The sequence below is a fragment of the Cupriavidus phytohabitans genome, assembly GCF_000426345.1.
GTDB lineage: Bacteria > Pseudomonadota > Gammaproteobacteria > Burkholderiales > Burkholderiaceae > Cupriavidus.
In genome coordinates, this window is the sequence record NZ_AUFE01000058.1 from 1 (window position 1) to 11,854 (window position 11,854).

Sequence of the window (11,854 nt, forward strand, 5' to 3'; positions counted from 1 at the left end):
GTGATCGGCGACGGACGGTAGCGCGGCTCCTGGTAGAACTGGTTGTAGATCGACTCCATCACCGGGTGCGACACGTCCAGCCCGGTCAGGTCCATCAGCTCGAACGGGCCCATGCGGAAGCCGGCCTGCTCGCGCATGATGTTGTCGATGTCGGCAAACTCGGCCACGCCTTCCTGCGCGACCTTCAGGCCTTCGATATTCATGCCGCGGCCGGCATGGTTGACGATAAAGCCCGGCATGTCCTTGCAGCGCACCGGCGTATGGCCCATGCGGCGCGACAGCGCCATCAGCGCGTCGCCAACCGCTGGATCGCCCGACAGGCCGTCGATGACCTCGACCACCTTCATCAGCGGCACGGGATTGAAGAAGTGGTAGCCGGCGATGCGGCCCGGGTGCTTCGCGCCCACGGCGATCGCGGTGATCGACAGCGACGAGGTGTTCGAGGCGATGATGGCGTTCTCGCGCAGGATCGCTTCCAGCTTGGCGATCAGGTCGCGCTTGACTTCCAGCTTCTCGACGATGGCTTCCAGCACCATGTCGCACCCGGCCAGGTCTTCCAGAGCGCCGCACGGCTTGACGCGGGCCAGCGTGGCCTCGGCGTCGGCGGCGCTGATCTTGCCCTTGTCGGCGAGCTTGGCCAGCGTGTCCTGCAGGTACTGGCGGGCGGCGGCCACAGCTTGCGGGCTGGCGTCGTACAGGTTGACGGTCAGGCCAGCCTGGGCGGCGATCTGCGCGATGCCGCGGCCCATGGCGCCTGTGCCCACGATACCTAGGGTGTTGATGTCAGAAGAGTTCATAGGGACGCTCTGTTTGAGTGGGAGAGACCGATGGCCCCGCAAGAAAGGCAACCCAGGGCTGCAGTCTCGCATGAAACGCAGAGTAACTCTCATGGAGCCGCAGCGCACCCGCTCGATTCCATTCATTGAAATTGCATCCGTACCAACTGGTTGGGTAGAGTCGACGCCCTACTCTCCCCGCACCATCCGCGCTTGTATCGCCGCTGCAAGCTCCATCAGTGGCTTGGCCAGCGCTTGCTCGACAGCGCCTGCATCCTGTTGCGTGGATACGCTGACGTTCAGTACATGGACGGCATATTCGTCAAAGCGCATTGGTGTTGCCATGGCCACGACCTGAGGCTGCCATGACGCAACGCAGTAGCCCTTCTCATGCACGGAACACACCGCAGCATCGATTTCCCGTCGCAGTGCGCCCCAGCCGCGGCCGCGGTTCTTGTCGGCCATGACCCTCATCATCGTGCTGAAAGCCTCTGGTGACAGCGTTGCCAGGTGCGCGCGGCCGAGAGAGGTCAGCGCCATCGGGATGCGCTGTCCGCTCACCACCGTACGCAGTGACTGGCGCCGGTTGTAGCGGAACGACTCCAGGTAAATCATCTCGTCGCCCTCCGCCACCGCCAGTCCGACATTGATCTTGTGACGCATGGCAACCTCGGCCATTATCGGCACTGCGGCCCTGAGAATCTGCGAGCCGTCGCGCATCGCATGCGCCATACCGAGGATCGGCACACCCAGCCGGTAGGCCCGGAACTGCGGGACATACTCGAGCATGCCGGTCTCTATCAGCGACTGCGTCAGGCGGCTGACTGTGGAGCGGGACAAGCCGGTGCGCTCGGCAATTTCGCTGTTGCCCAGCATGGACGAGCCGGCGCGAAAGGCGCGTAGTACTGCAATGCCACGCTCTAGCGAGCGGTTGGGCGTCGCCTTGCCTTGGCCTGGTTTGATCCGTTCGATGTTGACGCTGCTGTTCGGCATGGCAGGGAATCACTGCGGGCCAGTGACCGTTCTGGATGTCGGCGCCCGGCGCATGCGCATGTTGGGTTGCAGGCAATGCTACTCGATGCGGATCTCCTTGTCCTTCACCACTATTGGCTTTGGCCTCGCGCAGCAGATCTGCCGCCGAGTGGATTCGGCTATCGTTGCGAACCAGAACCACATTTGGCGCCCGGCCGAGCAGCGCTACCGGCCCGAAGGCCAGGATGCCGCCGTATGGCAACTTGATGCCAATGCTTGCGACGATAGAATAGGCACTGGTTGTCAGCAGCAGCGTAGCCATCCGCCGAACTCTTGGCGACCAGATCATTGCCCATGACCGAGCCGGCGCCGGGCTTGTTTTCAACGATGAAGGGCTTACCCATGCCGCGCGACAATTCATCGCCCAGCGAGCGGGCGATCACGTCAGTGCCCCTGCCTGCCGGGAATGGCACGATGATGCGCACCGGCCGCACCGGGTAGGGCTGCGCGTGCGCGGCCGGGATATGATCGGCAACGCCATCACCAGCATGGCGAACAGCAGTCGACCTATGGCAAGAATGCTAAACATGATCCTGATCTCCTCGGCGCTGGGCCGCCATTAAAGTCAGCCAAACAGGCTGACCTCCGGCTGCGTCTCGATGTTCCAGATCTTCTGCGCCAGCCGGCGCGCGCCATCGGTACCTATCACCGGCGATGCCAGTTCGATCAACTTGCCGTCAAGGTCGTCGTCGGTCAGCGGATCCTCCGGATCACCCTTGCGATTCGGCTGCAGGTAGTCTGCCGTGGCACCGTCCCGGGTTTCGATCTCAACCCTTGCGGCGCGCTTGCCAGGAAACCAGCCGTCGATCTCAGGGTCGACCTCGACCGTCATGCAGGCCATCAGCCGGCGCGTCTCGCTGTCCCACAGCCGTTCCGGCGTGTAAGCCGACAGGCGCACGCTGCCATGCACCAGGGCGGCGGCGACGATGAACTTGAGGCTGAACTTGGCTTCGTTCTCGCTCTTTGGATCGAGATAGCAGGCGATATCCAGCGCCGGACGATAGGTAGCGACGCGGATGCGACGGATTTGAGCGGTTTCGATGCCCAGCTTCGCTTTCAGCGCCAGCACGCCGTCGATTGCCGCAAAGGTATGGCCGCAGCCAATGTGGTTCTTGAAGGTCAGCCGGCAAATATGGAAGTCTTTACCCAGCGTCGATGCCAGCGCGCTCCAGTCAGGGCCATCCGACATCGCGCGCCCCATGCCGGTCTCACCCTCAAGCACATCGAGCGAACCGGTGATGCCGGCGATGGCCGCGCGGGCGGCCAGCAATCCGCCCTCCGCAGCCCGGCCCGCGTGCAGGGGCTTGGACATCGAGTCCATGCGGAACGCCTGCTGCAGTCCGGCGGCGAAAGTGGCCGCAGTCGCAAGCGCGTGGGCAAGCTGCTCCTCGTTCGCGCCATAGATGAACGCCGCGGCGGCCGCCGCGCCAAAGGTGCCGACGGTGGCGGTGCTGTGCCAGAAGCGATAGTGCGCCCGGCCCAGCACGACGCCGATGCGCGTTGACACCTCATAGCCGACGACGATGCCCTTCAGCAACGTCTCGCCGCTGGCGCCCACATCTTGTGCGGCAGCAATCGCGGCGGCGATGGTGGCGGCACCGGGGTGGTACATCGCATCACGGAAGCTGTCGTCGATCTCGGCAGCGTGGGCGGTAGCGCCATTGAGCAGCGCCGCGGCGCGCGCCGTGGCCCGTTGCCCCATTGGCAGCGTGGCGTTGCCGCGACCAAGCTCCTCTTCCAGCACGCCCTGCAGGCGCTGGACTGCATCGGTGCCGATGCCCGGGAACAGCGCCGCATGCCAGTCGACCAGCGCGCGCTTCGCATGATGCAGCACTTCGGCGGGCAACGGCTCTGCCTTGACGGTGCTGAAGAACGGCCCAAAGACCTCGGTTGCGTTCAAGATGGGTTCTCCTCAGCCGGCCTGCGCCGGCGTGTGGGGGGACTGCTGCAGCCAATCCTGCAGCAGCCCGTTGACTTGTTGGTGGGCCTCGTACTGGACCCAATGCCCGGCGCCGGGCACCACGCTGACACTGACTTCCGGCGCGTCGGCTGATGGGTCCCGCGAGTCGCGGGCGATCCCGGCAATCGATGCCGGCGACATGGTCACATCCGCTTCGCCCCAGATCATCAATACCGGACCGGGAAAGCGCGCAAGCGCCTGCTGCAATCCGCCCGCGCGCGAAATCGACTTGCTATGGAAGCGGGTCGCGCGACAGGCACGCGTATGGATGGCCACGGCTTCGCTGTCGATGGCGGCCGGATCGGCGATCAGGAATGTCGCCAGGTTGTGGCGCATCGCCGCGGCAAGCGCGTGCGGATCCTGGCAGCGGCGCCAGTCGGCCAGCGCGCGCGTCATGCGGCGCGGACCGCCATGGCCGGCCGGCCCGAGCAACGCCAGGCGGCTAACTTCGATCTCGCCAAGGCCCGGATGGGTCGCAAGGTGCGCCGTCACCAGCGCGCCAAAGGAAAAACCCACCAGGTCGATACGGTCCAGCGATAATCGGGCCAGCGAGCGTGCCAGGACATCGACGAGTCCCGGCAGGTCGGCGCGCGGCGCCGCACCGGAATCGCCAAAGCCCGGCATGTCCGGCACCAGCAGCCGGCGGCTCCGGGACAACGACCCGATATTGCGCACCCAGTGCTGCCAGTTGCCATGGCCGCCGTGTAGCAGCATAGTCGTGGGGCCGTCGCCAAAGCTTCGCCAAATGACCTCGCAGCCATCGACTGAAGTCACCAGCGTACCGTCGCGCTCGCTGCACATGCCAGGGCCTCGTCAGGGCTTGTCGTCGCCAGCCAGTACCGCCACGCCATCGGCAGCCACCACACCCTGCCCTTCGGGCAGGACGAACACGGGATTCATCTCCGCCTCGACCAGCCGATCGCCAAGCGTGGCGACCATGCGCGAGAAGGCGACGATCGCGTCGGCCAGCGCGTCCACATCCGCCTTCGGCCGGCCACGGAAGCCCTGCAGCAATGGGGCGGTCTTCAGGCGCCCGATCATCGCCAGCGCGGCGTCGCGGGTCAGTCCCCCCTCGCCAGGCAGCAGCCGCAGCGTGGTATCGCCGAACAACTCCGCGGTCACGCCGCCCATGCCGAGCAGGATCGCGGTGCCGAGCGCGTCGCGGTGCATGCCGAGGATCACTTCGACGCCGCCCTTGACCATTTCCTGCACCAGGAAACGTTGGGGCGCGATCCCCGTGGCCGACTGCACATCGCTCGCCATTCTTGCCAGCCGGCTTGCCACCTCCGCAGGCGGGACATTGACGGCCACGCCGCCGACATCGCTCTTGTGGGTAATCTCGGCCGACAGGATCTTCAGCACGACATTGCCGCTGAAGCCTTGCGCCGCCGCCGTGGCCTCGGCGCCATCGGCAACCACCACCTCCTTTGCGACCGGTACGCCGAAACCGGCGAACAAGGTCTTGGCCGCGGCTTCGTCGATCGAGCCGGTGCCATAGGCGCCGAGATCCGGCAACGGCAGCGTGGGGGTGCCCGCTTCGTCAACCGCACGGAGCTTGCCGGCACGCAGCATCGCGTCGATCGCCACCGTGCACGCCTCCGGCGCGGAAAACGCCGGCACGCCACGACGATTGAGCAACGATGCGACTTCCGGCGCATGCGGGCTCACGTATGCAATCACCGGTTTGTCGCTGTCGGGCAGGCAGTCGCGAATGGCATTGGCCATCAGGTCCGGCATGGCCAGGCTCGACGAGCCCACGATCACTGCTACCGCGTCGTAGCTCGGGCTGTCGAGCAGGGTCCGGATCGCGGCACGCAGCAGATCAGGCTGCAGCCCGGCAAGGGTCACGTCGATCGGGTTGCGGTCGAGCGCCGCGTGGTCGCCCTTTTGCAGCGCTCGCAGCTTCGCCGCGGTCGCCTCGTCCGGCGCCGGCGTCTCGAAGCCGGCCACGCCGAGGCTGTCGGAGACCAGCGTGCCAGCGCCGCCGGTCGAGGTCAGGATCGCAACGCGTTTCCCGGTCAGTTTGCGCCCGGTGGCCAGGGCGGCGGGCATGTCGAGCAGGTCCGAGAAGGTCTGCGCGCGAATCACACCGACCTGTTCGAACAGCGCGTCGTACATGCGGTCCGCACCGGCCAGCGCGCCGGTATGCGACACCGCGGCGCGCGCGCCGCTCTCGGAGCGGCCGATCTTGAACGCCACCACCGGCTTGCCGGCGCGCGCCGCCTTCAAAGCCGCACGGCGGAACGTTTCCGGGTTGCGCACGCTCTCGACATACAGCGCGATCACGCGAGTGGCCTCGTCATCGGCCAGGTAATCGATAAAGTCGGCCAGGTCCAGGTCGACTTCATTGCTGGTCGAAACCAGCTTGGACAGGCCGATGCCGCGCGCCGCGGCGCGCGACAGCAAGGCGCCGAGGATGCCGCCGCTTTGCGACACCACGCCGATGCTGCCGGCCGGGAACTGGTCCATTTCCAAGGCGCCGCTGGCCGACAGCGGGATGTTGTCGGTCAGGTTGACCAGGCCGATGGTATTAGGCCCCAGCAGCCGCATGCCGCCAGCCGCCTCGATCAGTTCGGCCTGGCGCCGCGCGCCCTCGGCGCCGGTCTCGGTATAGCCGCTCGCCAGCACGATGGCCGCGCCCGCGCCGCGCGCCGCCAGGTCACGCACCGCCAGGTGCGCACGCTCGGCGCCCAGCAGCACGATGCCGACGTCCGGCACTTCGGGCAGCGAGGCAATGTCGGGATAGCAACGCAGCCCGTCGATCGACTCGACCTTGGGATTGACCGGGTAGATCGCCCCGCCGAATCCATGCTTGCGCAAGTAGGAAACCGGGCGGCCGGCGGTCTTGGTGGGATCACCGGAAGCGCCGATTACGGCAACGCTGCGCGGCGAGACAAGTCGTTGGATCGCATTCATGGAGTCAGGCCTTGGCTGCGGTCTTGTTCAGGAAGGCCAGCACGGACTCGCGATGCTCGGTGCTGGTGTAGCAGATGCCCTGCGCCTGGCTGCCCTGGGCAAAGACCTGGTCGGCGGGCAGTTCGAAGGACTGGTTCATGATGCTCTTGCCCAGCGCGATCGCAGTGGCCGAGCCCTGGCTCAGTTCCGCCGCCCAGCCCAGCGCATCGTCGATCAGCGCTTCGGGCTTGCTCAGGCGGTCGGCGATGCCAAGCGCCTTCGCCTCCTGCGCCTCGACCTTGCGGCCCGTGAAGACCAGTTCCTTTGCCGCCGACAGCCCCACGCGGCGCGGCAGGAAATACATGCCGCCACCGTCCGGGATCAGGCCCCGGTTGATATAGGACCAGGAGAACGACGCCGATTCGGACGCCAGCACGAAATCGCAGCACAGCGCGGTATCGGCACCCAGCCCTGCAGCGGCACCATTGACGGCGGCGATGGTGGGCTTGGGCATGGTGTGGAGCAGCCTGACGGTGTGATGAACGCGCTGCTGGCGGCTCCAGCCGTTGAAGCCCACCTCACCCTGCGGCGCTTCCATGCGGCGCTGCATGCCGGCCACGTCGCCGCCGGCGCAGAAGCCCTTGCCGTTGCCAGTGAGCACCAGGGCACGGATGCCCTTGTCCGCCGCCACGCGCTCCAGCGCGTCGATGAATTCCGAGCGCATGTCGTCGCTCATGGCATTGCGCTTGTCGGGGCGGTTAAAGGCGAGCAGCGCGATGCCAGCTTCAATCTTCAGTTCAATCAGGGAATAGTTGTCCATGGTCCTGTCCGGTTCTGCGGGTGCGATCAGTGCGATCTGTTGTGTACGTATGCCGCGCTCAGTCCGCCGTGATGTTGGCGTCCTTGATGACCTTGCTCCAGCGCTGGCTCTCGGCCTTGACGTAGCGGCCGAACTCATCTGGCGTGCCGCCACTGATGGCAAGCCCCTCCTGCTCGGCACGCTTGCGGAACGCTTCGGCGTGCACGGCCTTCTTGGCCGCCGCGTTCAGCCTCGTGATTACCGCCGGGGGCGTGCCGGCCGGCACGAACAGGCCATACCAGCTATCTGCCACATAATTGGGCACGCCGGCTTCCGCGATCGTTGGCACCTTGCTCAGCGCCGGCGCCTGCGAGCGCTGCGCGGTTGTGACCGCCACCGCTCGCAGCTTGCCGCTCTCCAGGTGCGGCGCAACCGCGGCTGCCGTGGCGAACATCACATCGACCTGCCCGCCGAGCAGATCCGTAATCGCCGGACCGGCGCCGCGATAAGGAATATGATTCATGTCGACCTTGGCCATCGCCTTGAACAACTCACCCGCCAGGTGCGCCGAAGTGCCGGCGCCTTGCGAGGCGTAGTTGAGCTTGCCGGGCTTGGCCTTGGCGGCTGCGATCAGGTCCTGCACGGTCTTAATGGGGCTGTCCGGCTTCACCACAAGCACGTTGGGAGAGCGGCCCACCAGCATGACGGGCGCGAACGCCTTCTCCGTATCGAACGGCAGCTTCTTGTGCAGGCTCGGGTTGACCGCGTGGGCCATCGTCGCCATCACCAGCGTGTAGCCGTCGGGCGCGCTCTTGGCCACCGCATCGGTACCGATGATGGTGCTGCCACCGGGCTTGTTGTCGACGATGACCGGCTGGCCCAGGTCCTCGCCCATGGTAATGCCCATCGCCCGCGCCACCAGGTCCGTGCCGCCGCCAGGGGCGAACGGCACCACCATACGGATCGGCTTGTCGGGATAGGCTGCGAGTGCAGGCAAGGGCGCTGCCGCGGCCATGAGGAACGGGATGGCTGCCTGGGCAAGCCGGCGGAAGAAGGCGGTACAGAACGAATGCATGCGTTGTCTCCTGGAACGAGTCGGAACGCCGCGGCCATCACACTGCCTGCACCGGGCGTTTTTTGTTAGAGACAGCTTAGGCCTTGCCAGGCAAATCCACACCCCCACAATTCCACTGCATGGAATTCATGATCGGCATCCCGCTCGGCCAGAAAAGAGGCCCTGCAAAGCGCACAAACTCTGCAGGGCCAACCGTCCTCCCCAAAGCCAGTTCCAGATCGCTAGCCCTGGGAATTCAGGACAGCAAATCGACGCCGGCCCCGGTCCGGCAAGCACATTACTCAGGCTTGACGGCTGCCGATGCCGGAGGACGCCAGCGACACCGGACAGCCGGCCCGGCTCTGCGCCACCAGGTCCCTCGCCGAGCCAATCTTCGACTGCACTGGCACCACCAGCACCTGCGGCGTGGTGACCACCAGCGAAACCGGCATCAGGTCTCGCTCAGGGCGGTACGACAGGTTCTTGTACAGGGACGGGTTGATGACGATGGCCCCGGCACTGGTCAGGAAGAACACCGAGCCATCTGCCGGATCCTTGGTGGCCGCGCTGACGGCGATGGCGCCGTTGGCCCCGGGGCGGTTGTCGATGATGACGGTGCGCTTGAGTTCCGTCTCCAGTTGCCTGGAAATCGCGCGCGCCAGCGCGTCCGCCGGCCCGCCCGCGGGGAATGCCACCACCATCCGCACCACGTCGCCGGCCATGGCCGCCTGGCCAAACGACATCGCCAGCACCGCGGCCAGCGAACCCTTCAGGAAAGTCCTTCTCATGTTGCAATGCCTCGCTTCTGTGGATGCGTGCGGTCAGCCGCCGGCCACGCCTTGCGTATTGACATAAAGCGTATAGATCGACGTACAGGACGCCATGAACAGCCGGTTGCGATGGCGCCCGCCAAAACACAGGTTGGCGCAGCGCTCCGGAAGGCTGATATGCCCGATGGGTTCGCCGTCCGCGGCAAAGATGCGCACACCGTCGAGTTCGGGTGTGCCCATGCCCCAGCCGCACCACAGGTTGCCGTCAATATCGACACGGAAGCCATCCGGGGTGCCGGGTCCGGCGTCAACCAATACTCGACTGTTGCCAAGCGCCTCGCCGCCTTCGCTGACCTGGAAAGCGCGGATGCGGCGCGGGCGGGTGCGCGACTCGATCACATACAGCACTTCCTCGTCAGGCGAGAACGCCAGGCCATTGGGGCCGCTTACGTCGTCGGCGACGATGTCGAGGCGGCCGCTGACCGGATCGATGCGATAAATGCGCTCGGGCAGTTCCGGCGTCGCCTTCTCGCCCTGGTAGTAGCCGACGATGCCGAACGGCGGATCGGTGAACCAGATCGAGCCGTCCGATTTCACCACCAAGTCATTGGGCGAATTCAGCGGCTTGCCGTGATAGCGGTCCGCCAGCACAGTGATGCTGCCGTCATACTCGGTGCGCGTGACACGCCGGCCGACATGTTCGCAGGTCACCAGCCGTCCCTGCCGGTCGCGGGTGTTGCCGTTGGCATGGTTTGAGGGGCTACGGAACACACTGGTGTTACCAGTCTCCTCATCCCAGCGCAGGATCCGGTCGTTCGGGACATCGCTCCACAGCAGGTAGCGGCCATCACCGAACCAGACCGGCCCTTCGCTCCAGCGGCAGCCAGTGGCAATGCGGTCGATCGCGGCGAGGGGCAGGTGGTACTTCCCGAAGCGCGGGCTCAATGCCTGGACGCGTGCATCCGGGTAGCGCACCGGCTCGGCCGGTGCGAGAAAAGAGTGCATGGTCATCGTTCAGTCCGGAGGATCCGAAGTGAGGGTTATCCGTAAAGACGGGATGGGTTCTCCGACAACACGGCGCGCAGCAGTGAGTCATTGCCAGCCGCAGCTTGCAGCCAGTCCAGCAGCACACGGTCGCTCTGCCTGCTAGATCCTGCTCAGTCGCAGCGTACGCTCATGCCACCGTCGACCACGATCTCCGTACCGGTGACGAAGCGCGCTTCATCGGATGCCAGGAACAGCGCCGCATTGGCGGTATCGCGGCCATCGCCCATGAACCCGAGCGGAATACGTGCCTGGCGCTGGGCCAGCAGTGTGTCGACATCACCGCCTGCGCGTTGCCCGGCAAGGCGCGCCTCCACCATCGGCGTATGCATCTGGCCGGGGATCACCGTGTTGACGCGAATGTTCTTCTCGGCGTACTCGACCGCGACCACGCGCGAGAACTGGATGATCGCCGCCTTGGCCGAGGCGTAGCCGACCTGGGCCGAACCGGTCCATCGGATGCCCGAAGTCGACGCGGTATTGACGATGGCGCCGCCGCCCTGCTGCTCCATGTGCGGCAGCACGTGCTTGCAGGTCAGGAAGACACTCTTCAGGTTGAAGTTGAGCTGGCGGTCCCAGTCTTCTTCGCTAAGCTGCACCGGGCCACCCTTGGCCGAGCCGCCGACGTTGTTGACCAGCACATCCACGCGCCCGAAGCGCGCCACGCAGGCATCGACCATGGCTTTGACCGCCGAGGTGTCGGTCACGTCGCACAGGTGTGAGTCAAACTCTGCACCCGCGGCGTCTAGCCGCTCCAGCGTTTCACGCATCGCATCAGCGCTCTTGTCGGCGGCAAAGATCTTTGCGCCTTCCTGTGCAAAGCGCACCGCAACGGCACGACCATTGCCCCAACCGGGGCCGACGCAACCCGCGCCGGTAACGATGACAACCTTTCCTTCAAGACGGCCAGACATACAGAATCCCTTTGTGTTTCGAGGTAACGGTTTGAACGGAAATCAGGCGCGCACCAGCTCCGGCGCGCAGCCGTCCGGGGGCACGACACCAAAGACGTTGATGGTCATCGAGATCAGCGTGTAGTAGCCCGCCAGGCCAACGAGGTCCACCAACTGGTCCTTGCCCAGCACCGCCATCGCGCGCTCGTACAGTTCGTCCGGCACATTGCGCGTGGCATGCAGCACAGTCAGGAACTCATGGATCACGCGCTCATCGACTTTGACGAAGGCCGGCTCACGCCCCGTGCGGATCGCCTCGACCACGTCTTCGGCCACACCTGCCTTCAGCGCGATGGGCTTGTGCGCCCACCATTCGAATTCCGACATCCAGGTGCGGGCCATCACCAGGATGGCCAGCTCCGACAGCCGCGGCGACAACGACGAGTCATAGCGACAGTACTGGCCCAGCGCCTGCGCGCGGTTGGCCAGGCCCGGGCGGTGCAGCCACATCGCAAGCGGCCCGCGAACCTGCCCTCGCGGACCAGCAGCAATCGCCGCGTGGACTTCCTGCTGCTCGGGCGTCAGTTCTTCGGGTTTCAGTGGCTTGAGGCGTTCCATCCGCTTGCGCTCC

General features: G+C 65.7%; 12 protein-coding genes. All 12 read right to left on the bottom strand.

Going from position 1 to position 11,854, the window contains the following annotated elements:
* Positions 1-797: 3-hydroxyacyl-CoA dehydrogenase NAD-binding domain-containing protein (locus K309_RS0127425; protein WP_029049355.1), on the bottom strand; the 797-nt coding region annotated here is incomplete at its 3' end.
* Positions 798-965: 168 nt separating this feature from the next.
* Complete coding sequence (locus K309_RS0127430) at positions 966-1,769, bottom strand: IclR family transcriptional regulator (protein ID WP_029049356.1); 804 nt, start codon at positions 1,767-1,769, stop codon at positions 966-968.
* A 158-nt stretch (positions 1,770-1,927) separates the two neighbouring features.
* Positions 1,928-2,233, bottom strand: a complete 306-nt coding sequence (locus K309_RS43820; protein WP_369796528.1) for a tripartite tricarboxylate transporter substrate-binding protein — start codon at positions 2,231-2,233, stop codon at positions 1,928-1,930.
* A gap of 140 nt (positions 2,234-2,373) precedes the next feature.
* On the bottom strand, positions 2,374-3,708 hold the full coding sequence (locus K309_RS0127435) for an MmgE/PrpD family protein (RefSeq protein ID WP_029049357.1): 1,335 nt from the start codon (positions 3,706-3,708) through the stop codon (positions 2,374-2,376).
* A 12-nt stretch (positions 3,709-3,720) separates the two neighbouring features.
* Positions 3,721-4,482 carry an alpha/beta fold hydrolase gene (locus K309_RS0127440; RefSeq protein WP_232232506.1) on the bottom strand — a complete coding sequence of 254 codons (762 nt, stop codon included), beginning with the start codon at positions 4,480-4,482 and terminating at the stop codon, positions 3,721-3,723.
* A gap of 99 nt (positions 4,483-4,581) precedes the next feature.
* On the bottom strand, positions 4,582-6,684 hold the full coding sequence (locus K309_RS0127445; RefSeq protein WP_029049359.1) for an acetate--CoA ligase family protein: 2,103 nt from the start codon (positions 6,682-6,684) through the stop codon (positions 4,582-4,584).
* Positions 6,685-6,688: 4 nt separating this feature from the next.
* Positions 6,689-7,483, bottom strand: a complete 795-nt coding sequence (locus K309_RS0127450; protein WP_029049360.1) for an enoyl-CoA hydratase/isomerase family protein — start codon at positions 7,481-7,483, stop codon at positions 6,689-6,691.
* Positions 7,484-7,541: 58 nt separating this feature from the next.
* Complete coding sequence (locus K309_RS0127455) at positions 7,542-8,537, bottom strand: tripartite tricarboxylate transporter substrate binding protein (protein WP_029049361.1); 996 nt, start codon at positions 8,535-8,537, stop codon at positions 7,542-7,544.
* A 281-nt stretch (positions 8,538-8,818) separates the two neighbouring features.
* Entirely contained in the window at positions 8,819-9,304 is a 486-nt protein-coding gene (locus K309_RS37615; protein WP_051320636.1) for a Bug family tripartite tricarboxylate transporter substrate binding protein, read from the bottom strand.
* A 33-nt stretch (positions 9,305-9,337) separates the two neighbouring features.
* Entirely contained in the window at positions 9,338-10,297 is a 960-nt protein-coding gene (locus tag K309_RS0127465; protein WP_084402568.1) for an SMP-30/gluconolactonase/LRE family protein, read from the bottom strand.
* A 146-nt stretch (positions 10,298-10,443) separates the two neighbouring features.
* Entirely contained in the window at positions 10,444-11,244 is an 801-nt protein-coding gene (locus K309_RS0127470) for an SDR family NAD(P)-dependent oxidoreductase (RefSeq protein WP_029049363.1), read from the bottom strand.
* Positions 11,245-11,286: 42 nt separating this feature from the next.
* Complete coding sequence (locus tag K309_RS0127475) at positions 11,287-11,841, bottom strand: carboxymuconolactone decarboxylase family protein (RefSeq protein WP_029049364.1); 555 nt, start codon at positions 11,839-11,841, stop codon at positions 11,287-11,289.
* Between the last annotated feature and the right edge of the window lie 13 nt (positions 11,842-11,854).

Bases quoted from the DNA above. Each gene is read 5' to 3' on its own strand.
- K309_RS0127430 (WP_029049356.1), bottom strand. From the start codon at position 1,769: ATGCCGAACAGCAGCGTCAACATCGAACGGATCAAACCAGGCCAAGGC.
- K309_RS0127440 (WP_232232506.1), bottom strand. From the start codon at position 4,482: ATGCTGCTACACGGCGGCCATGGCAACTGGCAGCACTGGGTGCGCAAT.
- K309_RS0127445 (WP_029049359.1), bottom strand. From the start codon at position 6,684: ATGAATGCGATCCAACGACTTGTCTCGCCGCGCAGCGTTGCCGTAATC.
- K309_RS0127450 (WP_029049360.1), bottom strand. From the start codon at position 7,483: ATGGACAACTATTCCCTGATTGAACTGAAGATTGAAGCTGGCATCGCG.
- K309_RS0127455 (WP_029049361.1), bottom strand. From the start codon at position 8,537: ATGCATTCGTTCTGTACCGCCTTCTTCCGCCGGCTTGCCCAGGCAGCC.
- K309_RS37615 (WP_051320636.1), bottom strand. From the start codon at position 9,304: ATGAGAAGGACTTTCCTGAAGGGTTCGCTGGCCGCGGTGCTGGCGATG.
- K309_RS0127465 (WP_084402568.1), bottom strand. From the start codon at position 10,297: ATGACCATGCACTCTTTTCTCGCACCGGCCGAGCCGGTGCGCTACCCG.
- K309_RS0127470 (WP_029049363.1), bottom strand. From the start codon at position 11,244: ATGTCTGGCCGTCTTGAAGGAAAGGTTGTCATCGTTACCGGCGCGGGT.
- K309_RS0127475 (WP_029049364.1), bottom strand. From the start codon at position 11,841: ATGGAACGCCTCAAGCCACTGAAACCCGAAGAACTGACGCCCGAGCAG.